The 21,700-nt window shown below is 67.4% G+C and carries 20 protein-coding genes; all 20 read left to right on the plus strand.

Annotated elements, in window-relative coordinates:
• The first annotated feature begins 2 nt into the window (after positions 1 to 2).
• Entirely contained in the window at positions 3 to 1,415 is a 1,413-nt protein-coding gene (locus tag GZ67_RS0111070) for a UDP-N-acetylmuramoyl-tripeptide--D-alanyl-D-alanine ligase (protein ID WP_029261557.1), read from the plus strand.
• Positions 1,412 to 2,518, plus strand: a complete 1,107-nt coding sequence (gene mraY, locus GZ67_RS0111075) for a phospho-N-acetylmuramoyl-pentapeptide-transferase (protein WP_029261558.1) — start codon at positions 1,412 to 1,414, stop codon at positions 2,516 to 2,518. Before GZ67_RS0111070 ends, mraY begins: the two co-directional genes overlap by 4 nt.
• A complete protein-coding gene (gene murD, locus GZ67_RS0111080; protein ID WP_029261559.1) occupies positions 2,508 to 4,043 on the plus strand; it encodes a UDP-N-acetylmuramoyl-L-alanine--D-glutamate ligase in 1,536 nt (511 codons plus the stop codon). Before mraY ends, murD begins: the two co-directional genes overlap by 11 nt.
• Positions 4,012 to 5,217: a putative lipid II flippase FtsW gene (gene ftsW / locus GZ67_RS0111085; protein ID WP_029261560.1), complete on the plus strand. Its 1,206-nt coding sequence runs from the start codon at positions 4,012 to 4,014 to the stop codon at positions 5,215 to 5,217. The genes murD and ftsW overlap by 32 nt, the downstream gene beginning before the upstream one ends.
• On the plus strand, positions 5,214 to 6,290 hold the full coding sequence (locus GZ67_RS0111090; RefSeq protein ID WP_029261561.1) for a UDP-N-acetylglucosamine--N-acetylmuramyl-(pentapeptide) pyrophosphoryl-undecaprenol N-acetylglucosamine transferase: 1,077 nt from the start codon (positions 5,214 to 5,216) through the stop codon (positions 6,288 to 6,290). The genes ftsW and GZ67_RS0111090 overlap by 4 nt, the downstream gene beginning before the upstream one ends.
• A gap of 40 nt (positions 6,291 to 6,330) precedes the next feature.
• A complete protein-coding gene (gene murC, locus GZ67_RS0111095) occupies positions 6,331 to 7,731 on the plus strand; it encodes a UDP-N-acetylmuramate--L-alanine ligase (protein ID WP_029261562.1) in 1,401 nt (466 codons plus the stop codon).
• Positions 7,732 to 7,733: 2 nt separating this feature from the next.
• On the plus strand, positions 7,734 to 8,678 hold the full coding sequence (locus GZ67_RS0111100) for an FtsQ-type POTRA domain-containing protein (protein WP_029261563.1): 945 nt from the start codon (positions 7,734 to 7,736) through the stop codon (positions 8,676 to 8,678).
• 186 nt (positions 8,679 to 8,864) lie between these two features.
• Complete coding sequence (gene ftsZ / locus GZ67_RS0111105; RefSeq protein ID WP_029261564.1) at positions 8,865 to 10,007, plus strand: cell division protein FtsZ; 1,143 nt, start codon at positions 8,865 to 8,867, stop codon at positions 10,005 to 10,007.
• A complete protein-coding gene (locus GZ67_RS0111110) occupies positions 10,004 to 10,711 on the plus strand; it encodes a YggS family pyridoxal phosphate-dependent enzyme (RefSeq protein WP_029261565.1) in 708 nt (235 codons plus the stop codon). Before ftsZ ends, GZ67_RS0111110 begins: the two co-directional genes overlap by 4 nt.
• A 43-nt stretch (positions 10,712 to 10,754) precedes the next feature.
• Complete coding sequence (locus tag GZ67_RS0111115) at positions 10,755 to 11,228, plus strand: cell division protein SepF (protein ID WP_029261566.1); 474 nt, start codon at positions 10,755 to 10,757, stop codon at positions 11,226 to 11,228.
• 3 nt (positions 11,229 to 11,231) lie between these two features.
• Positions 11,232 to 11,531, plus strand: a complete 300-nt coding sequence (locus GZ67_RS0111120) for a YggT family protein (RefSeq protein WP_029261567.1) — start codon at positions 11,232 to 11,234, stop codon at positions 11,529 to 11,531.
• A 181-nt stretch (positions 11,532 to 11,712) separates the two neighbouring features.
• Entirely contained in the window at positions 11,713 to 12,312 is a 600-nt protein-coding gene (locus GZ67_RS0111125; protein WP_029261568.1) for a DivIVA domain-containing protein, read from the plus strand.
• Positions 12,313 to 12,386: 74 nt separating this feature from the next.
• The gene (gene lspA / locus GZ67_RS0111130) at positions 12,387 to 13,016 is read left to right on the plus strand and encodes a signal peptidase II (protein WP_442921940.1); all 630 of its coding nucleotides are present in this window, start codon (positions 12,387 to 12,389) and stop codon (positions 13,014 to 13,016) included.
• Positions 13,017 to 13,018: 2 nt separating this feature from the next.
• Positions 13,019 to 13,939 carry an RluA family pseudouridine synthase gene (locus GZ67_RS0111135; RefSeq protein ID WP_029261570.1) on the plus strand — a complete coding sequence of 307 codons (921 nt, stop codon included), beginning with the start codon at positions 13,019 to 13,021 and terminating at the stop codon, positions 13,937 to 13,939.
• A 48-nt stretch (positions 13,940 to 13,987) separates the two neighbouring features.
• A complete protein-coding gene (locus tag GZ67_RS0111140) occupies positions 13,988 to 14,575 on the plus strand; it encodes a GNAT family N-acetyltransferase (RefSeq protein ID WP_029261571.1) in 588 nt (195 codons plus the stop codon).
• 43 nt (positions 14,576 to 14,618) lie between these two features.
• Positions 14,619 to 15,224 carry an RNA polymerase sigma factor gene (locus tag GZ67_RS0111145; protein ID WP_051662494.1) on the plus strand — a complete coding sequence of 202 codons (606 nt, stop codon included), beginning with the start codon at positions 14,619 to 14,621 and terminating at the stop codon, positions 15,222 to 15,224.
• Between the two features lie 22 nt (positions 15,225 to 15,246).
• Positions 15,247 to 16,275 carry a hypothetical protein gene (locus tag GZ67_RS20175; RefSeq protein ID WP_136025760.1) on the plus strand — a complete coding sequence of 343 codons (1,029 nt, stop codon included), beginning with the start codon at positions 15,247 to 15,249 and terminating at the stop codon, positions 16,273 to 16,275.
• Between the two features lie 113 nt (positions 16,276 to 16,388).
• Positions 16,389 to 16,994, plus strand: a complete 606-nt coding sequence (locus GZ67_RS0111155) for an RNA polymerase sigma factor (RefSeq protein WP_036303274.1) — start codon at positions 16,389 to 16,391, stop codon at positions 16,992 to 16,994.
• The gene (locus tag GZ67_RS0111160; protein ID WP_029261575.1) at positions 16,969 to 18,081 is read left to right on the plus strand and encodes a hypothetical protein; all 1,113 of its coding nucleotides are present in this window, start codon (positions 16,969 to 16,971) and stop codon (positions 18,079 to 18,081) included. The genes GZ67_RS0111155 and GZ67_RS0111160 overlap by 26 nt, the downstream gene beginning before the upstream one ends.
• 72 nt (positions 18,082 to 18,153) lie before the next feature.
• Positions 18,154 to 21,672, plus strand: a complete 3,519-nt coding sequence (gene dnaE, locus GZ67_RS0111165; protein ID WP_029261576.1) for a DNA polymerase III subunit alpha — start codon at positions 18,154 to 18,156, stop codon at positions 21,670 to 21,672.
• Positions 21,673 to 21,700: the final 28 nt, after the last annotated feature.

Below are 21,700 nucleotides of genomic sequence, written 5' to 3' on the forward strand. Positions count from 1 at the left end.
AAATGATCGCCCTGACGCTCGCTGAGATCACCGCCGCAGTGAGCGGTGATCTGCGCGTGGCCGGAGAAGACACGGCCGAGACCGTCGTCGACGGCCTCGTCGACACGGACTCGCGGACGATGGTCCCCGGCTCGATCTTCGTCGCGAAGCCCGGCGCGGAGACCGACGGCCACCAGTTCGTGGGAGCTGCTGTCGCGGCCGGCGCCGTGCTGGCGATCGTGGAGCACCCGGTCGATGCGCCCGTCAGCCAGATCGTCGTCGCCGACGCCGTCGCGGCGCTAGGAGAGCTGGCCAGAGAGGTCGTGGCTCGCGTGCGTGCCGGCGGCTCCCTCCGCATCATCGGGATCACCGGATCCAACGGCAAGACCACCACGAAGAACTTCCTCGCACGCATCCTCGAGGGTGAGGGCGAAACCGTCGCGCCGGTCAAGTCGTTCAACAACGAGGTCGGCGCCCCCGTCACGATGCTCCGCGTCACCGAGAACACGCGGTTCCTGGTGAGCGAGTTCGGGGCGGCGGCACCGGGCAGCATCGCGCACCTCGCCGGCCTCGTCGAGCCGGACGTCGCTGTCGTGCTCATGGTCGGCATGGCGCACGCCGGCGGATTCGGGGGGATCGAAGCCACCGCGAAGGCGAAGGCCGAGCTCGTCGAAGCGGCTCGCGTTCCCGGGACCGCCGTCCTCAACTCCGATGACAGCAGGGTCGCCGCCATGCAAGGGATCGCCGAAGCGCGTGGTCTGCAGGTCGTCGGCTTCGGACAAGGGTCGAGCGCCGATGTCCGCGCGCACGACATCTCCGTCTCCGCCTCCGGCACATCCTGCACCGTCGAGGTCGGCGGCGACCGCCTGACCCTTCGTCTGCGGGTCCTCGGTGCGCATCACGTGTCCAACGCGCTGGCAGCCATCGCCGCAGCGCTCGTCGTCGGCGTCACGCCCGCAGACGCGGTCGCGCGTCTGGAGACGGTCGAGATCGCCGAGCGGTGGCGCATGCAGCCGCTGGGCAGCGACCGTGTGCGGATCATCAACGACGCCTACAACGCCAGCCCCGATTCCATGTCCGCGGCGCTGCGGACTCTCGCGCAGATCACCGGGCCGGAGGAGCGCACCGTCGCCGTTCTCGGCGCGATGACCGAGCTCGGAGAAGGTGCGGGGGAGGAGCACGACCGTATCGGTCTGCTCGCGGTGCGGCTCAACATCCAACGCATCGTCGTCGTCGGCCCTGAGGCGCGGCGGCTCTACCTCGCTGCGGTCGGCGAGGGCTCCTGGGACAGCGAGGCCATCCACCTCCCCGACCAGGAGGCAGCCTTCGAGTACCTGCGCACCGAGCTCCGCGACGGTGACCGTGTACTCGTGAAGTCATCCAATTCCGTGGGCCTCCGGCATCTCGGCGATCGTCTGGGAGAATTGTTCTCGTGAGGTCTCTCATCATGTCGGCGGCGATCTCGCTCGCCTTCACCCTGTTCCTGACTCCTGTCTTCCTCCGGCTCTTCCGGAAGTGGGGCTGGGGGCAGGTCATCCGCACCCCGGAGTCGGTGCACAATCCGAGCCACGAGGCGAAGCGCGGAACCCCCACCATGGGTGGCGTGATCTTCATCGTCGGATCCATCGTCGGCTACTTCACCGGCGTGCTGGTGAGCGGCGAGGTGCCGGCACTCTCGGCGATCCTGGTGATCTGGCTGATGGTCGGCTTCGGCGCCGTGGGCTTCATCGACGACTACATGAAGGTGCGCAGCCAGCGCAGCCTCGGGCTGTCCGGCTGGCGCAAGGTGATCGGCCAGTTGCTGGTCATCATCCCCTTCGGCATCGTCGCTCTGAACTTCCCGAACAGGTGGGGGCAGATGCCGGCGAGCCCCGCGATCTCGCTCTTCCGCGACATCACCTGGCTCAACCTCTTCGCCTTCGGCGTCGTCCTCGGCTGGATCCTCTACCTCGTGTGGATCTCGATCATCGGCGTCGCGACCTCGAACAGTGTGAACCTGACGGATGGTCTCGACGGTCTCGCCGCCGGGGCCGGAGTCATCGTCGTCGGCGCCTACAGCGTGATCGCGTTCTGGCAGTTCAAGCAGCCCTGCATCGGCGGCGATCCCGACGCCCTCGGCGGATGCTACGAGGTGCGCGACCCGTTCAACCTGGCCATCATCGCGGCGTCGGTCGCGGCCAGCCTCATCGGGTTCCTCTGGTGGAACGCGCCCAAGGCGAAGGTCTTCATGGGTGACGTCGGCTCGATGGCGATCGGCGGCGTGATCACCGCGATGGCGATCCTCACCCGCACCGAGCTTCTCCTGCTGGTGATCGCCGGCGTGTTCGTCCTGTCCTCCGGCTCGGTCATCCTGCAGCGCGCCTACTTCAAGATCACTCGAGGCAAGCGGCTGTTCCTGATGAGTCCCTTCCATCACCACCTCGAGATGCGCGGCTGGTCCGAGGTCACGATCGTGGTGCGCATGTGGATCATCGCCGGACTCCTCGCGGTCTCGGCGGTCGGTCTCTTCTACGTCGAGTGGCTCACCCGTGTCGACTGATCGCCTGAGCGGACTCACGAGCTGGAACGCCGATTGGCGTGATCTCCGCGTCGCCGTGCTCGGCTTGTCGATGACGGGCTTCTCGGTGGCCGACACTCTCGCAGAGCTCGGTGCGGAGGTGCTCGTCCTCAGCGAGTCCGCAGAAGAGGAGTATGCGCGTCTGCTCCCGGTGATCGGTGCCGCGCTCGAGCTCGGCCCCCTGGCCGAGGTGCCGGCCGCACTGGTGGACTTCGCGCCCGAGGTGGTCATCGCCTCGCCCGGCTTCTCCCCATCGCACTCCGTGATCCGCTGGGCGCAGGCGTCGGGAATCGCGATCTGGGGCGATGTCGAACTCGCCTGGCGTGTCCGTGACAAGGTGGTCCGCGCCGACGGTACGCCGGCTGATTGGGTGCTCATCACGGGGACCAACGGCAAGACGACCACGACGCAACTCACGGCCTCGCTGCTGGTCGAGGGTGGCCTTCGTGCGGCGCCCTGCGGCAACATCGGCGTACCCGTCCTCGACGCGGTGCGGGATCCCGCCGGCTTCGACGTGCTCGTGGTCGAGCTCTCCAGCCACCAGCTCTGGTACCTCGGCCAGTCGCGGCCCGAGGGCGAGCTCTTCCCCTATGCGGCCGTGTGCCTCAACCTCGCCGACGACCACCTGGTGTGGCACGGCAGCGCCCAGGCATATCGCGACGCGAAGGCCGTGGTCTACCGCAACACCCGCGTCGCCTGTGTCTACAACAAGGCCGATGAGGCGACCCGGCTCATGGTCGAAGAAGCCGAGGTCGTCGAAGGAGCCCGCGCGATCGGTTTCGATCTCGGCATCCCCGGACCGAGCGACCTCGGCATCGTGGAGGGGCTCATCGTCGACCGCGCCTTCCTCGACGACCGCGCACGCAGCGCTCTCGAGCTGACGACCATCGCGGCCCTGGACGAGGCCGGGCTCGCGGCTCCGCACATCGTCCAGAACATCCTCGCCGCCAGTGCTCTGGCGCGGTCACTGGGAGTCGAACCGGAGGCGATCCACACGGCGCTGCAGAATTTCCGGCTGGACGCGCACCGCATCCAGGTCATCGCGCGGCATGCGGGCGTCACCTGGGTCGACGACTCCAAGGCCACCAATCCGCACGCCGCGGCGTCGTCGCTGCGGGCCTACCCCGGCGCGGTGTGGATCGTCGGGGGTGACTTGAAGGGCGTCGACATCGCCGATCTGGTCGCCGATGTCGGTGCCACGGCGCGAGCCGCTGTCGTGATCGGGGTCGAGAGGGACTCCGTGGTCGCGGCATTCCAGCGACACGCGCCGTCGGTACCGGTGTTCGAGGTCGATGCTGGCGAGACTGGACAGGTCATGAACCGTGTCGTGGAGATCGCGTCGGGGATCGTCGAAGGCGAGGGCACAGTCCTGCTGGCCCCGGCGGCGGCATCGTTCGATCAGTTCTCGAGCTACGCGGATCGAGGTCACCGTTTCGCCGAGGCGGTGCGTGACTGGATAGACCGGGGGAGCGCCGATGACGCAGGTGTCCCGCCCTCCGCGCTCTGAGTCCGGCGGACTCGCCGCCAGGGTGTCGCTCGGACGCCGGTTCACGCCGGTGTCGACCGAGTTCCTCCTCATCGCGTCGACCGCCCTGCTGCTGACACTCTTCGGCCTGGTCATGGTGCTCTCCGCGACCAGCGCGACCGCGGTCGCGAGCGGAGCCGATCCGATGGGCGGCGTCCTCCGCCAGGGCGTGTTCGCGCTCCTCGGAGTCCCGCTGATGTTCCTGATCAGCCGTCTACCCGTCGCGTTCCTGAAGAAGATGGCGTGGCCCGCGCTGTTCGGCGCCGTCGCCCTGCAGCTACTCGTGTTCACCCCCCTGGGGATCGAAGACGGCGGAAACCGGAACTGGATCGACATCGGCGGCTTCACGCTGCAGCCCTCCGAGTTCCTGAAGCTCGCACTGGCTCTGTGGATCGCCGCGGTGCTGCTGCGCAAGCAGGCCATGCTCGGCACCTGGCACCACGTCTTCATCCCCGTGATCCCGGTCGGGGCGCTGGCGATCGGTACCGTGCTCGCCGGCAAGGACCTCGGCACCGCGATGGTGCTGGTGCTCATCCTGCTGGGCTGTCTCTTCTTCTCGGGTGTCAAGCTTCGCCTGTTTATCATCCCGGTGGTGATCGGCATCGGCGCGGTCCTCGCCTACGCGCTGTCGAGCCAGGACCGGATGCGGCGCATCACGGCGACCTGCGACAACATGGCGCTGTACGAGAGCGACTGCTACCAGTCCATCCACGGCATCTGGGGGATGGCATCGGGCGGGATATTCGGGCTCGGACTCGGCAACTCCCAGGAGAAGTACGGCTGGCTGCCCGCCGCCGGCAACGACTTCATCTTCGCGATCGTCGGGGAAGAGCTCGGGCTGATCGGCTGCATCGTCGTTCTGGCGCTGTTCACGTTCTTCACGGTCGGTGCCTTCCACGTGATCCGGAAGACGCCGGATCCCTTCATCCGCGTCGCGGCCGGCGGAATCACGGTGTGGATCGTCGGTCAGGCCGTGCTCAACATCGGCGTCGTCATCGGTGTGTTCCCGGTGATGGGAGTCCCGCTCCCGTTCATGTCTCAGGGAGGCACGGCACTGCTCGCCGTGCTGATCGCGTGCGGGGTGCTGCTCGCCTTCGCGCGCACCATTCCCGTGGTCGAGAAGCCCTCAGCCGAGCGGGGTAGGGTCACCAGGTGACCTCGTACCTCCTCGCCGGCGGTGGCACCGCCGGCCATGTGAACCCCCTGCTCGCCGTCGCCGACGCACTTCGTGAACGCGACGCCGATGCCACCGTGCTCGTGCTCGGTACGGCCGAGGGGCTGGAGTCCCGGCTGGTACCTGCTCGAGGGTACGAATTGCTCGTCGTCGACAAGGTCCCGTTCCCGCGTCGTCCGAACCGCCAGGCCGCGGCCTTCCCGATGCGGTTCCGCAAGGCGATCGCTCAGGTGCGCGCGCACATCCGCCGACACGGCGTCGATGTCGTCGTCGGATTCGGGGGCTACGCATCCGCACCCGCCTACGTGGCTGCGCGGCGTGAGGGCGTGCCGTTCGTGGTGCACGAGGCCAACGCCAAGCCCGGTCTCGCCAACGTGCTCGGGGCCCGCCGTGCCGCGGCCGTAGGCGTGGCGTTCGAGGGCACGCCGCTCCGGGGTAGCGAGACGGTCGGGATGCCGCTGCGCCAGGAGGTCATCACGCTCGATCGTGCGGCGACGCGCGCGGAGGCCGCGGACTACTTCGGTCTCGACCCGGATCGCCCGGTGCTGCTCGCGTTCGGCGGCTCGCTCGGCGCCCAGCGCCTCAACGAGGCCCTCGCGGACTCCTGGCGCGATGTCCTCGCAGCCGGGTGGCAGCTGCTGCACGTGACGGGCGAGCGCAGCGATCTCGCCGATCCAGGCGCCGAGGGGTACGCGCTGCGGCGCTACGTCGACCGGATGGATCTGGCCTTCGCTCTGGCGGACCTGATCGTGTCGCGGTCCGGCTCGGCGACGGTCAGCGAGATCAGTGCGCTGGGCATCCCCGCCCTCTACGTGCCGTACTCGGTCGGCAACGGCGAGCAGCGCCTGAACGCGGCGTCTGCGGTGGCGGCAGGAGCGGCCGAGCTTCTCGACGACGCGACTTTCGACGGCGACGCCGTACGGCGGATCGTCCTGCCGATCCTGGGAGACAGGGACAGGCTCGACCGGATGGCCGCCGCGGCCGAGACGGCGGGCACCCGCAACGGCACCGAGAACGTGATCGGGTTGATCGACCGCGCATTGGACGCGGTCTGACACGGTCGTCGACACCGAAGAAAAGTAGACTGAAGCGGACATGATCAGACCCGACCTCTCCCTCCCCATTCCCGAGACGATCACCGCTGCGCACTTCATCGGCATCGGCGGTTCCGGCATGAGCGGCCTCGCGAAGATGTTCCTCGACGCGGGTATCCGCGTCTCCGGCAGCGACCGGGCGGACAGCGACAATCTGCGTGCCCTGGCGGACGCGGGGGCGACGGTGCACGTCGGCCACGACGCCGCCCACCTCGGTGATGCCGACACCGTCGTGCACACGGGCGCGATCTGGCCCGAGAACCCCGAGTTCGTGACGGCGAAGGCTCGCGGCCTGCACGTGATCCACCGGTCGCAGGCACTGCATTGGCTGATCGGTTCGCGGCGGCTGGTCTCGGTCGCCGGTGCCCACGGGAAGACCACCTCGACCGGGATGATCGTCACGGCGCTGCGTGAGCTGGGCGCCGACCCGCACTTCGTCAACGGAGGCGTCATCGAGCAGCTCGGCACCTCGAGTGCCACGGGCACGGGCGACCTGTTCGTGGTCGAGGCCGACGAGTCCGACGGCACTTTCCTGCTCTACGACACCGCGGTCGCGCTCATCACCAACGTCGATCCCGACCACCTCGACCACTACGGCTCGGAAGAGGCATTCCACGACGCTTTCGTGCGGTTCGCCGACGCGGCCACCGAAGCCGTCGTCATCTCGAGCGACGACCCCGGTGCACTCCGCGTCGGTGCAGGGCTGTCCCACCCGAACGTGCTCACGTTCGGCCAGGCGGAGAACGCCGACGTGCGCGTCACCGACATCGTCGCGGCCGGACCGGTCGCCGCGACCATCAGCCAAGGGGATGAGCAGGCGCGCATGCAGCTCGCGGTCCCGGGCGTGCACAACGCGATCAACGCGGCCGGAGTCGTCGCGGTGCTCCGAGCACTCGGGTACCCGCTCGTCGACGCCGTGCGCGCGGTCGAGGGCTTCGCCGGGACCGTGCGCCGCCTGGAGCAGCACGGCGTCGAACGAGGCGTCACGGTCTACGACGACTACTCGCACCATCCGACGGAGGTGCGGGCGGCGCTCGAGGCCATGCGCAGCATCGCGGGGTCGGGACGGATCATCGCGATCCAGCAGCCGCACACCTACTCCCGCACACAGCACATGTATCAGGAGTTCGCCGACGTCCTCGAGGAGTTCGCGGATCACACGGTGATGCTCGACGTGTACGGCGCTCGCGAAGACCCCGTCCCCGGTGTCACGGGCGAGCTGGTGAGCACGGCGTTCCGCGATCCGTCGCATGTGCACTTCGTCGCCGACTGGCAGCAGGCGGCCGACTACACCGCCGCGGTGGCCCGTGACGGCGACTTCGTCGTGACGCTCGGCTGCGGCAACGTCTACCAGATCATCCCGCAGGTCCTGGATTCGCTGCGCCGGACCGACGAGGCGTAACGATGCGCCGTCCCGCACCGCTTCCGTCCGCCCCGGAGGACCCGGCGGAGAAGGGCGCCGCGCCGGAGACGCGGGCACGTCCGCGGGCGCGGAAGGATGACGTCGTCGGAGTGCCGGACGAATCGGAAGGTTCGATCCCGGAGCTCCCGGCCCCCGACGCAATCGCGGGTACCGTCGGCGACAGTCCCGAGCCGACCTCGACGCGCGACGTGTGGCGCGCGGCACGGGCCCGTCGCAAGGCCCTCCGTTCAGAGATCCGGCGCTTCACGCAGCGCTCCCGGCGTCGGCGGATCGTCTGGCTGAGCAGCATCGGCGCCGTGGTCCTGCTGATCGGGGGCAGTGTCGCGGCCGCGTACAGCCCGTTGTTCGCCGTGGAGAAGATCTCCGTGGTCGGGGCCGCGAGCCTCGACCCCGCCGTCATCGAGGCGGCCCTGGGCGACCAGCTCGGCACACCACTGGCGCTCGTGGACACCAGCGAGGTGAAGGCTGCGCTGCTGGCGTTCCCGCTCATCGAGACGTACGCACTCGAAGCGCGTCCTCCGCACGACCTCACGGTGCGGATCGTGGAACGCACGCCGGTCGGCGTCATCCGATCGGGTGCCGGGTACACCCTCGTCGATGCCGCGGGAGTCGCTCTCTCGACCACGTCCGATCAGCCGGCGGGACAGCCGGTGATCGAGGTCGACGGCGGCGTGGAGTCGCGTGCTTTTCAGAGCGCGGGTCTCGTCGTGCGCGCGCTGCCGGCAGATGTCCGCGCTGCGCTCACGGGTGTGCGTGCGACGACCGCGGACGATGTGACCCTGACTCTCGATTCCGGGCTGACCGTGGTCTGGGGAAGTGCGGAGGAGTCTGCGCTCAAGGCGCTCGCCCTCTCGGCAGCCATGGTCAAGAACCCGGACGCCGCCTCCATCGACGTCACTTCTCCCGAGGTAGCCGTCGTCGGCTGACGCCTTTCGAGGTCGAGCCGACGGCTTTCCCGGGGGAATGGCGCGACACGCCCAGGCGATTGCGCGCGCGCAGGCAGGCGGCGCTTACCTTCGATCAAAGAGAACGCAATACCGGGAAATACTTTACACCTCTAGTTGAGGTTTAAGGTTCACCCTTTTCCAGGCTCGAATAATCGGAGGCCGGCCATGAGCCAGAACCAGAACTACCTCGCCGTGATCAAGGTCGTCGGCGTCGGCGGTGGCGGCGTCAATGCCGTCAATCGCATGATCGATCTCGGTCTCCGCGGAGTCGAGTTCATCGCCGTCAACACCGACGCGCAGGCGCTGCTGATGAGCGACGCCGACGTCAAGCTCGATGTGGGCCGTGAGCTCACCCGCGGCCTCGGTGCCGGCGCGGACCCCGAAGTGGGTCGACGCGCCGCGGAGGATCACGCCGAGGAGATCGAGCAGGCCCTGACCGGCGCCGACATGGTCTTCGTGACCGCCGGCGAAGGCGGCGGAACCGGAACCGGAGGTGCCCCGGTCGTCGCTCGCATCGCGAAGTCCATCGGCGCCCTCACCATTGGTGTCGTCACCAAGCCGTTCTCCTTCGAAGGTCGCCGCCGTCAGAGCCAGGCGGAGGCCGGCGTCGCCAAGCTCAAGGAAGAGGTCGACACCCTCATCGTGGTGCCGAACGACCGTCTCCTCGAGATCAGCGATCGCGGCATCTCGATGATCGAGGCCTTCGCCACCGCCGACCAGGTTCTGCTCGCCGGTGTCCAGGGCATCACCGACCTCATCACGACCCCGGGTCTGATCAACCTCGACTTCGCCGACGTCAAGTCGGTCATGCAGGGCGCAGGTTCGGCGCTCATGGGCATCGGCTCCGCTCGCGGCGCCGACCGTGCGATCAAGGCCGCAGAGCTCGCCGTGGAGTCGCCGCTCCTCGAAGCATCCATCGAGGGTGCGCACGGTGTGCTGCTCTCGATCCAGGGAGGATCGAACCTCGGCATCTTCGAGATCCACGATGCCGCCGACCTCGTCAAGGAGGCCGCGCACCCCGAGGCGAACATCATCTTCGGTACGGTCATCGACGACACCCTCGGTGACGAGGTGCGCGTGACCGTGATCGCCGCCGGGTTCGATGGGGGAGAGCCCTCGCTGCGCCTCGACCCGATGGTGGTCTCGCGTCCGTCGGCCGCGACGCTTCCCGAGGTGTCCCTCCCGGAGGAGTCCGAGACGAAGAGCGAGCCCGCACAGGCCGAGCCCGTGCACCAGCGGGTGCCCGCCACGAGCATCGAGCCGGCCTTCGCCGACGACGACATCGACATCCCCGAATTCCTGAAGTGACCTCGGCGGTCGGCGGCCAGGAGCCATCGGGCCTGGCCGCGCGGCTGGCGGCGATCGACGAACGGATCGCCGCCGCCGCGCGTGCCGCAGGCAGAGATCCCGAAGAGCTCACCAGGATCGTGGTGACGAAGTTCCACCCGGCTTCGCTGGTCGAGGAACTGCGCGACCTCGGTGTGCGCGAGGTCGGCGAGAACCGACAGCAGGAGCTGTCGGCCAAGCAGGCCGAGCTCGCCGCCCTCGATCTGACCTGGCACTTCATCGGGCAGGGGCAGACGAACAAGGCTGCGGCTATCCGTCGCAGCGCCGACGTGGTGCACTCGGTCGACCGAGACCGGTTCGCCGATGCCCTGCACAGAGCCGCCGACGGCGACGATGTGCTCGACGTGCTCGTGCAGGTCAACCTGACGGATGATCCGGGTAGAGGAGGCGTGGCCCCCGCCGATGCGGTCGGTCTCGTCGAGCATGTGCTCGCCCTGCCCTCCCTGCGTCTGCGCGGCGTGATGGCTGTCGCTCCTCTCGATGAGGAGCCTGCTGCCGCATTCGCTCGGCTGCGCGACCTCTCCGACGTCGTCCGAGCCACCGCCCCGGGCGCAACCTGGATCTCGGCCGGGATGACCGGCGACTTCGCCGAGGCGATCGCCGCCGGCGCGACACACCTGCGGATCGGCTCCGCAATCACCGGACCCCGGCCCGACCGGGGTTAACCTGTGAAAAGACCAGCCCCAAACGTTCGAACCGGAGGACACGATGGGTAACCCGCTGAAGAAGACCATGGTGTATCTCGGCCTCGCCGACGAGGAAGAGGTCTATGAGGAAGAGGCGCAGGCTCCTGCCCGCGCTCACCGCGAACGTGACCGTGACCGCGAGGAGCCCGCACCGGCCCCCGTCACGCCGTTGCGCCGCCCCGTCGCCGTCCGCCAGCCGTCTGCAGGAGCCGTGAACGAGATCCTCACCGTCCACCCGAAGCAGTACCGCGACGCACAGCTGATCGCCGAGAGCTTCCGTGAGGGCGTCCCCGTCATCATCAACCTCTCCCAGATGAGCGATGCCGACGCGCGTCGCCTCATCGACTTCGCGAGCGGGCTCTCCCTCGGTCTGTACGGCCGTATCGAGCGCGTCACTTCGAAGGTGTTCCTGCTCTCGCCGGAGAACATCGCGGTTTCGGGCCACGGGGGCATCGCACACGCAGACGCTGAGTCTGCGGGCTTCGACCAGTCGTAGCCCGTGGAGCTGGTCTCCGTCGCAGCGAGCATCGTCCACCTGGTGCTGCTGCTGTACATCTTCGTGCTCTTCGCGCGCCTCATCCTGGACTACATCCCGATGTTCAATCGGGAATGGCGTCCGAAGGGTTTCGGTCTGGTCGCCGCTGAGGCCGTCTACACGGTCACCGATCCACCCATCCGGTTCTTCCGGAGGCTCATCCCACCGCTGCGGATCGGATCGCTGTCACTCGACTTCGGGTTCACACTCACCCTGTTGGTGGTGCTGATCCTGATGAACATCGTGCGGCTTTTCATCCGCTGAACTCCGCCCGCTCCGTGTGTCGGGCACGCCCCGAGTTCGTGTTCTCTGGGTGTCGCGACATCGCGGCGCTGAGGCGCGGGGGCTATGCTGGCACCCAGGTGCGCGCCCCGGGTTCGCGCCACATCACGACCACGCCATACATCGATACTGGCATTCGAACTCATCGAAAGAGGAGCCACTCATGGCACTTACCCCGGATGACGTCGTCACCAAGCAGTTCCAGCACGTCCGATTCAAGGACGGCTTCGACCCGGACGAGGTGGACGACTTCCTCGACGAGATCGTCATCGAGTGGCGCAAGGCTCTCGAGGAGAACGTCGAGCTGAAGGCCAAGCTGGCCGCGTACGAGACCGGTGCTGCCCCCGAGGCCGCCGCGCCCGCCGCTGCACCCGTCGCGACCGAGGCCCCCGCGCCCGTCGCCGAGGTTGCTGCCGAGCCCGCACCGACCGGCTCCGCCACCGCGACTGCCGGCATCATCGAGCTCGCGCAGCGTCTGCACGACGAGCACGTGGCCGAGGGTGAGGCGAAGCGCAACGCGCTCATCGCCGAGGCCGAGACCGAGGTGGCGCGTATCCGCACCGAGGCCGAGGCGAAGCAGCGCGAAGAGTCGGCACGCCTGGAGCGCGAGCGCAACACGCTCGAAGCCCGCATCACCGAACTCCGCAACTTCGAGCGCGACTACCGCTCGCAGCTGCGCGGCTACATCGAGGGTCAGCTCCGCGAGCTCGACGAGAAGTCGGCATCCACGGACTCCACGCCCGTCTCCGCGATCGGTCTGTAAGGCGCCCCTTGTCAGGACGCTCGCCCCTTCGTCGGTCGGCGGCCGGTGCGATCGTTGCGATTCTCGCAGCGCTCGTGCTGGCCGCCGATCAGTTTGTGAAGTACCTCACGATCGAGAACCTGCCCCTGCATGAGCCGGTTCCGGTTCTCGGTGAGTTCCTTCAGCTGTACTACGTCCGCAATCCCGGCGCGGCATTCTCGCTCGGGTCCGAGGTGACGTGGATCTTCACGATCGCCCTCGCGGTGGTGGCCTCGATCATCATCTGGAAGGCGTTCGGGATCAAGTCCCGACTGTGGGCCGTCGTTCTCGGGTGCCTGCTCGGTGGTGTGCTGGGCAACCTCACGGACCGGCTGCTTCGTGAGCCCGGTTTCCCCGTGGGGCACGTCGTCGACATGATCTCGATGCCGTGGATGATGCCCGCGATCTTCAACGTGGCAGACGTCTTCATCGTGACCGGAATGATCTCGGTCGCCCTTCTCGTCGTGTTCGGGCTCCGATTCGACGGCACGCGCGAGCGCGACCATGCTGTCGTCGAGACCGAGGAAGAAGCCGAAGCGGCTGCTGTGGCCGCTATGGTCGCGACCGAGACGGATGCAGAATTCGTGGACGCGGATGATGCAGCGACGGATGCCGCAGGCACAGGACGCTCGAGCGACGACGATGCGTCATCGGAGGATGCGGCTCCCGCATCCGAAGGACGCTGACCGTGGAGTCGCGGTCTCTGCCGGTGCCCGACGGTCTGGACGGCACTCGCGTCGACGCAGCTCTGGCGAAGCTCATGGGCTTCTCCCGCACCTTCGCCGCCGACGTCGCCGCAGCAGGCGGTGTGCGGTTGGACGGCGTGACGCTCGACAAGTCCGACCGCCTCCGCGGCGGCGGCTGGCTCGATGTCGAGTGGCAGCCGAAGGAAGCACCGAAGATCATTCCGATCGCGGTGCCCGAGCTCGGCATCGTGTACGACGACGACGACATCGTCGTGGTCGACAAGCCCACCGGCGTCGCGGCGCATCCGTCGGTCGGTTGGGAGGGTCCGACGGTGGTCGGCGCTCTTGCCGCCGCGGGATTCCGCGTCGCCACGAGTGGCGCTCCCGAGCGCCAGGGAGTCGTGCATCGGCTCGATGTCGGCACCAGCGGCCTGATGGTCGTCGCGAAATCCGAACACGCCTACACGGTGCTGAAGCAGGCGTTCAAGGATCGAACGGTCGAGAAGATCTATCACGCCGTGGTGCAAGGGCACCCCGACCCGCTCGCAGGGACGATCGACGCGCCGATCGGGCGCCACCCGAACCACTCCTGGAAGTTCGCCGTCGTTCCCGACGGCAAGCCCTCGGTCACCCACTACGAGACGCTCGAGGCGTTCCCCGGTGCTTCGCTCCTCGAGATCCATCTCGAGACGGGGCGCACCCACCAGATCCGTGTGCACATGGCCGCCCACCGGCATCCGTGCGTCGGCGATCCACTGTACGGAGCCGACCCGACCATGTCGGCCCGCCTCGGGCTCACGCGACAGTGGCTTCATGCGCATCAGCTGGCGTTCGCGCACCCGGCGACGGGGGATTGGGTGCAGTTCGAGTCGCCGTACCCCGAGGACTTCCGGCACGCGCTGGACGTGCTCTGCGGCGAATAGCCCGCGCTTCATCGACGCGATGTCTGCGTCGTGCGCCACACTGATCGCATGGGCATCGAGGTTCGACCAGCAACGGAGTTCGACGATGTCGCGACGCTCGTCGGCCCGAAGAAGCCGACGTCCAACGTGTGCTTCTGCCTGAGCTATCGCATCGGCAGCAAGGAGAATGTGGCGCTGCGCGGGTCGCAGCGCGCTGATCGCGTGCGCGAGCTGTGCCATCAGGATCCGCCACCTGGGGTCATCGCCTACCTCGATGACGAGCCGGTCGGCTGGGCGGCGCTGCATCCGCGGCGCGACACGAGCTTCGCACGCAATCGGCTGATCCCGCACGTCGACGAACTCGATGTGTGGTCACTGTGGTGCTTCCGCGTAAGGCCAGGGCATCGGAAGCAAGGGATCACGCACGCGCTGATCGACGGTGCCGTGGCCTACGCGAGGGAGTGCGGCGCGCCGGCGATCGAGGGGTATCCCGTCGACAACGGCGGGGAGAAGGTCAACCTGACGATGGCGTACGTCGGCACGCGCGCGCTCTTCGAGAGCGCAGGCTTCGTGAAGGCAGCCGACACGGGCTCCGTCCTCGACGGGTTCCCGCGGGTGCTGATGCGGCTCGATCTGGGCACCTCACGAAAGGCGTAGAAGAAAGCGTGAACCGTTTTCGGGAATCGTCCCAATACTCAGTGTGAGCACGGACAGCGAGATCATCCAGCGGTCGCTCGAAGAGCCCGGAGTCTTCTCCGAGATCTTCGAGCGGAACGTCCGACCCGTCGGCGGCTACATCCGGCGACGGGTAGGCGCGGACGCCGTCGACGACGTCCTGAGTGAGACGTTCCTCGTCGCCTTCCGGCGGCGCGCGTCCTTCGACCTCGGGACGGAGTCGGCGCGGCCCTGGCTGCTCGGCATCGCGACCAGGGTGGTGAAGAGCCATCGGGCTGCGGAAGCGCGGCAGTGGCGGGCGTTCGAAGCCTCGGCATCAGCGGAGGAGGTCGCCGTGGAGACTCCGCAGGCCGCCTCCGAGTCGCGGATCGATGCCGATGCCGCTCTGCGGGCGCTGGCCCCGCGGATCGCGGCCCTCGCGGCGAAGGATCGCGACACCTTGCTGCTGCATGCGTGGGGCGACCTCACGTATGAGCAGATCGCCGCTGCGCTGGGCGTGCCGGTCGGAACCGTTCGGTCCCGGCTGAATCGCGTTCGCCGAAAGCTCGCGCCGCCGGGCTCGCACGGAGCAGCCCGACTGACATGGATGGCGAAGGAGGAGAGCGATGCAGCTTATGGAACAAGTTCGTGAGATCGGGATCGATGAGTCCCGCGTGGATGAAGACACCGTTCTCGCTGCGCGACGGGCGCTGACGCGAGAGATGGCGCGGAGTGCGCGTCCGGAGCGAGCGCGGCCGTCGCGACGACGCACGTGGACCGGGATCGGTCTCGGTGGTCTCGTGGCCGGAGTAGCCGTGACCGCGATCGTGGCCGGTTCTGTCATCGCGCCACCGGACGCACCCGACGCGGCCGCAGCCGAAGTGCTGGAGCGTGCGTCAGCGGTGACGTTCGATGCGCAGGACACGACACTCGTCCCCGGGCAGTACCTGCGGATCGAGACCGTCGGTGAGTACCTCCATTTCTGGAAGGCCGAATGGGCCGATGATGATGACGAGAACACGTTCGCGTTCAACGCCTCGCGAGACGGCGGCGACGCCGCCGTGCTGGAGCGCGACACGCGCGTGCTCTACGTCCCGGCCGACCGGGCTGGTGACTGGTTCTACGACTGGGGCTCCTCCGAGGTCGTGGACTCCTTCGGACCCCGTGGCGCGGAGGCAGCACGGGAATGGTCGTCCTCGCCCGGCTCCGCGATTCGTGGACGCGGCACGATCGAGACGCTCCCGGCGGGCGAGTATCTCGCCGTGGGAGGCGACGAACCGCCGATGCCGTACCTGGCGGACCGGTACCGGCCGTATTACGACGATATGCCGAGGGATCCTCAGACGCTGCTCGACTGGCTCCGCGCGCAGTCGGGGATGACGGGGGAGGAGGGGGACCGCTGGCTCGTGGCGAGTCTCAGCGACCCGTCGGCGATCAACCTGATGCCTGCCGACCTGCGCTCGGCGTTCTTCCTCGCGATCGCGCTGATCCCCGGATTCGAGGTGGTGGCGGAGGATGGTTCGACGGCGACGCTGCAGTACGTCGTTCCCGGCCACCGGACGACGAAGATCGCGATCGATACCGAGCAGGGCCTCGTCGACTCGATCTCGGAGAACTACGGAAGCGGAGGACCTGCGGGCGACACGGTCGACTCCACCACCACGGTGCGCACCTCCGTCGTGGACTCCGCGCCCCAGGGCTAGCGACCCGGCAGAGAGCCCCGACACCGACCTCCGGTTTCGGGGCTCCGCCGTAGACTCGGCGGGACGCCCAAGATAATTTCGAACCGTTTGCCGACTCAGGGGCAATACATAGTGTGAGCACAGATAGCGAGATCATTCAGCGGTCGCTCGGGCAACCCCGAGCCTTCGCTGAACTGTTCGATCGGCACGCGGGATCGGTGGGTCGATATGCCGCTCGCCGCCTCGGTCCCGATGCCGGTGAGGACATCCTCAGCGAGACATTCCTGGTCGCTTTCGCGCGACGGAGATCTTTCGATGCGGCGTGGGACTCCGCGCTGCCGTGGTTGTTCGGCATCGCCTCGCGGTTGATCAAGAAGCACCGAGTTCGGGAGGCGAAGCACCACCGATCGAGCGTGGAGTCCGCACACCGCGAGGAACACGTGTCGCACGGCGACCTCGAGGGGACGATCGCTCGCCTCGACGCCGAGATCTCCACCCGAGAGCTGGCGCCCCGCATCGCCGCGCTGTCAGCGAAGGAACGGGACACGCTGCTGCTCTACGCCTGGGGAGACCTGACGTATGAGGAGGTCGCCGTCGCCCTCGGCGTACCTGTGGGCACCGTCCGCTCGCGAATGAATCGAATACGAACTCGACTCGATCCGACCAGAGGGAGCCGCCGAGAACGAGTTGTGAGCGAGAAGGAAGGAGAGGTCGATGGACGTTTTCGAACGCGTGCGTGAGGTGAACACGAGCGCGAGCCTCACGGACGACCGTGTAGCCGCGGCTCGTGCACGCCTCCTGAGTGGGATCGACGAAAGCCGGGAGCGGAATCGCCGACGTCTCGCGCATCGAACCCTGTTGATCGCCGGCGCCGTGGCGACCACAGCCGCGGTGGCCACAGCCGTGGTGGTCTTCACGCAGGAGACAGCGCCGCCGCCTCGCGTCGAGGCGATTCCGACACCGACACCGACAGCGACGCCGCAGCCGCAGGCGTCGCCGAGTCCTCAGCCCTCCGCGACCTCGGGAACCGGGACGACCGAGCCTTTCCCCGGTACGACCCCGCAGGCGGGGCAGTACCTCCACATCGTCAGCGTCACCGAACGTCTGCACTACCGATCCTCGTCAGGGGAGGTGTTCCCGTGGGCCTGGACGACCCAGTCGTCGTCCCCACCCGTCTCCGCTCTGCTGGCGCGCGATCACGACGAGCAGTACGTTCCCGCGGATCGCTCGGGCGATTGGTATCAGGCGCACGGCCCCACGGCCGAGAAGGTGACGCTCTTCCCTGGGGCGCAAGGGCCCGATGAGGAGCAGAGGTGGAACACCCTCATGCCGATGGACGGCAAGGTCGGGGAGACGTGGAGCACGGGTGGGCTGGCGGGCGACGCTTTTCCCCCCGTGGGTTCGACGGAGTACTACGCGGACCTTCCGCGGGAACCGCACGCACTTCTCGATCATCTGCGGGCGGTCGTCGGCACATGGACGTCCGGCCAGGAGGAGACGGATGATGCACTCCTCGAGAACATGACGTCCACGTTGCTGTCGAACTTCGCGCCGGCCGATGTTCGCGAGGCGTACATGGGTGCATTGACTCTGAGTGGCCTCGCGCGGACCACACCGTCGGACGACGGGACCGTCAGCTTCGAGGTCCGCCGAGAACAGTACTCCCCGCGGACCGAGACGATGCTCGTCGACGAGACGACGGGATGGGTGACTGTCCATACTGTGCGTTACGACCGTGAGTCCGGTGCTTCGGGGGACATGGTGCCCGCAGACGTGCCCGACATCCGGACGACGTACACCGTTTCCCTCGTGAATTCGGGTCCGTAGCGGTCGCCGATCGCCGGCAACGAGCCCCGACACCGACCTGCGGTGTCGGGGCTCCGCCGTAGACTCGAAGGCATGGCATCCGACTCCTTCGTCCACCTTCATGTGCACAGCGAGTACTCCATGTTGGACGGTGCGGCGAAGATCAATGCGATGACCCAGGCGGCCGCCGATTACGGCATGCCGGCCATCGCGGTGACCGATCACGGCAACACCTTCGCGGCGTTCGAGTTCTACAACGCGGCGCGGAATGCGGGCATCAAGCCCATCATCGGGCTCGAGGCGTACATGACGCCGGGCACACACCGCAGCGACAAGACGCGCGTGCAGTGGGGCTCGCCCGACCAGAAGAGCGACGACGTCTCCGGCTCGGGCGCTTACACCCACATGACGATGTGGAGCCAGAGCACCCAGGGCATGCACAACCTCTTCCGGATCAGTTCACGGTCGAGCATGGAGGGCTACTACTTCAAGCCCCGCATGGACCGCGAGCTGCTCCAGACCTATGGCAAGGGCATCATCGCGACGACGGGGTGCCCGTCTGGCGAAGTGCAGACGCGGCTCCGGCTGGGGCAGTACGACGCGGCACGGGCGGCGGCGGCAGAGTTCCAGGACATCTTCGGCAAGGAGAACTACTTCGCCGAGATCATGGACCACGGTCTCTCCATCGAGCGTCGGGTGATGACCGATCTGCTCCGCCTCGCGAAAGACCTGAACATCCCGCTGGTCGCGACCAACGACTCGCACTACACGCATCAGCACGAGGCCGATGCGCACGAGGCTCTGCTGTGCGTGCAGTCGGGCTCCACCATGGACGACCCGAACCGCTTCAAGTTCGACGGCGACGGCTATTACATCAAGACCGCCGCGGAGATGCGGCAGCTGTTCCGCGATCACCCCGAGGCCTGCGACAACACTCTGTTGATCGCCGAGCGCTGCGAGGTCGAGTTCGACACCTCGGCGAACTACATGCCGCGGTTCCCGGTGCCGGACGGCGAGACCGAAGACAGCTGGCTCATCAAAGAGGTCGAGGCAGGCCTGCACTACCGGTACCCGGGTGGCATCCCCGACAAGGTGCGCAAGCAGGCCGAGTACGAGACAGGCATCATCCTGCAGATGGGCTTCCCCGGGTACTTCCTGGTCGTCGCCGACTTCATCAACTGGGCCAAGGACAACGGCATCCGCGTCGGTCCCGGACGCGGCTCCGGTGCCGGTTCCATGGTCGCGTACGCGATGAAGATCACCGACCTCGACCCCCTCGAGCACGGCCTGATCTTCGAGCGCTTCCTGAACCCCGACCGCGTCTCGATGCCCGACTTCGACGTCGACTTCGATGATCGCCGTCGTGGCGAGGTCATCGACTACGTCACGGAGAAGTACGGCTCGGAGCGCGTCGCCCAGATCGTCACCTATGGCACCATCAAGTCCAAGCAGGCGCTGAAGGATGCGGGCCGCGTGCTCGGCTTCCCGTTCAGCATGGGGGAGCGTCTGACCAAGGCGATGCCGCCGCCCGTCATGGGCAAGGACATGCCCCTCGACGGTATGTTCGACTCGGCGCACCCGCGGTACAAAGAGGCGAGCGAGTTCCGTGCGCTGATCGAGACTGACCCCGAGGCGAAGACGGTCTTCGACCGCGCGCTCGGTCTCGAAGGTCTGAAGCGTCAATGGGGCGTGCACGCCGCCGGCGTGATCATGTCGTCCGACCCGCTGCTCGACATCATCCCGATCATGAAGCGGGAGCAGGACGGTCAGATCGTCACGCAGTTCGACTATCCGTCGTGCGAGTCGCTCGGCCTGATCAAGATGGACTTCCTGGGGCTCCGTAACCTCACGATCATCTCCGACGCGCTCGACAACATCCGTACGAACCGTGGCGAGGAACTTGACCTCGAGCACCTCGGCCTCGATGATCCCGGGGTGTACGAACTGCTCGCGCGCGGCGACACCCTGGGTGTCTTCCAGCTCGACAGTCCGCCGCTGCGCTCGCTGATGCGCCTCATGAAGCCCGACAACTTCGGTGACATCTCGGCCCTTATCGCCCTCTACCGCCCTGGCCCCATGGGAGCGAACTCCCACACGAACTACGCGCTGCGCAAGAACGGTCTACAGGAGATCACGCCGATCCACCCTGAGCTCGAGGAGCCTCTGGCGGAGATCCTGGAGGAGTCCTACGGCCTCATCATCTACCAGGAGCAGGTGATGGCGATCGCTCAGGCGGTGGCCGGATTCAGCCTCGGACAAGCAGACATCCTGCGCCGAGCGATGGGAAAGAAGAAGAAGTCCGAGCTCGACAAGCAGTACGAGGGCTTCGCGGGGGGCATGAAGCAGCGCGGATTCGGAGAGGCGGCGATCAAGGCCCTCTGGGACATCCTGCTTCCGTTCTCGGACTACGCGTTCAACAAAGCCCACTCCGCCGCGTACGGCCTCGTGTCGTACTGGACCGCCTACCTCAAGGCGCACTATCCCGCCGAGTACATGGCGGCACTGCTGACCAGCGTCGGTGACTCGAAAGACAAGATGGCGCTGTACCTCAACGAGTGCCGTCGCATGGGCATCAAGGTGCTCCCTCCCGACGTGTCCGACTCGATCAACTACTTCGCGGCCGTCGACGATGACATCCGCTTCGGTCTCGGCGCTGTGCGCAACGTCGGCAGCAATGTCGTCGACGGCATCGTGCGGGCTCGAAAGGACGAGCGGTTCACCTCGTTCCATCACTTCCTCGACAAAGTCCCTCTGCACGTCTCGAACAAGCGCACCGTCGAATCGCTGATCAAAGCCGGTGCCTTCGACTCGATGGGGGACTCGCGGCGGGCTCTCATGGAGGTACACGAGGACGCGGTCGAGGCAGCCGTCGACCGTAAGCGCAATGAGGCCCAGGGAGCGATCGGTTTCGATTTCGACAGCCTCTACGACGGCATGGAAGAGGCGGCTCCCGCCAAGGTGCCCGCCCGCCCGGAGTGGATCAAGAAGGACAAGCTCGCCTTCGAGCGGGAGATGCTCGGCCTCTACGTCTCCGATCACCCGCTCGCGGGCCTCGAGGTCCCGCTGGCCAAGCACGCGTCGATCTCGATCCACGACCTCAACAACTCCGAGGACCTTCAGGACGGCGATCAGGTGACGGTCGCCGGACTCGTGACCAGCGTGCAGCACCGCGTCGCCAAGGCCAGCGGAAACCCCTACGGCATGATCACCGTCGAGGACTTCAACGGCGAGGTGACCGTGATGTTCATGGGGAAGACCTACACCGAGTTCCAGCACACGCTGCAGCAGGATGCGATCCTCGCTGTCCGCGGACGAGTCTCCCGACGTGACGACGGGCTCAACCTGCACGCCCAATCGGCGTTCGCGCCCGACATCGGCTCGTTCGATGCGGCGGGTCCGCTGTCGCTCGTCCTCGCCGAGCAGCGCGCGACGGAGCGGGTGATGACCGAGCTCGCCGAGGTGCTTCGCCGCCACAACGGCGATACCGAAGTGCTGCTCCGCGTGCATCGTGGGGGGACCGCGAAGGTCTTCGAAGTGCCGATGCCGGTCAAGGTCTCCGCAGACCTCTTCGGTGACCTCAAGTCACTGCTCGGACCCACCTGTCTGGGGTGAGCGGGTAGGATCGTGAGCCGTCGGCAGC

This window comes from Microbacterium sp. Cr-K20 (assembly GCF_000708325.1).
Lineage (GTDB): Bacteria > Actinomycetota > Actinomycetes > Actinomycetales > Microbacteriaceae > Microbacterium.

What these genes read in the sequence shown, in the direction of transcription:
- GZ67_RS0111160 (WP_029261575.1), top strand. Translation starts at nt 16,969, where the DNA reads ATGGACGTTTTCGAACGCGTGCGTGAGGTGAACACGAGCGCGAGCCTC.
- GZ67_RS0111115 (WP_029261566.1), top strand. Translation starts at nt 10,755, where the DNA reads ATGGGTAACCCGCTGAAGAAGACCATGGTGTATCTCGGCCTCGCCGAC.
- GZ67_RS0111070 (WP_029261557.1), top strand. Translation starts at nt 3, where the DNA reads ATGATCGCCCTGACGCTCGCTGAGATCACCGCCGCAGTGAGCGGTGAT.
- GZ67_RS0111140 (WP_029261571.1), top strand. Translation starts at nt 13,988, where the DNA reads ATGGGCATCGAGGTTCGACCAGCAACGGAGTTCGACGATGTCGCGACG.
- ftsZ (WP_029261564.1), top strand. Translation starts at nt 8,865, where the DNA reads ATGAGCCAGAACCAGAACTACCTCGCCGTGATCAAGGTCGTCGGCGTC.
- ftsW (WP_029261560.1), top strand. Translation starts at nt 4,012, where the DNA reads ATGACGCAGGTGTCCCGCCCTCCGCGCTCTGAGTCCGGCGGACTCGCC.
- GZ67_RS0111100 (WP_029261563.1), top strand. Translation starts at nt 7,734, where the DNA reads ATGCGCCGTCCCGCACCGCTTCCGTCCGCCCCGGAGGACCCGGCGGAG.
- GZ67_RS0111125 (WP_029261568.1), top strand. Translation starts at nt 11,713, where the DNA reads ATGGCACTTACCCCGGATGACGTCGTCACCAAGCAGTTCCAGCACGTC.
- dnaE (WP_029261576.1), top strand. Translation starts at nt 18,154, where the DNA reads ATGGCATCCGACTCCTTCGTCCACCTTCATGTGCACAGCGAGTACTCC.
- murC (WP_029261562.1), top strand. Translation starts at nt 6,331, where the DNA reads ATGATCAGACCCGACCTCTCCCTCCCCATTCCCGAGACGATCACCGCT.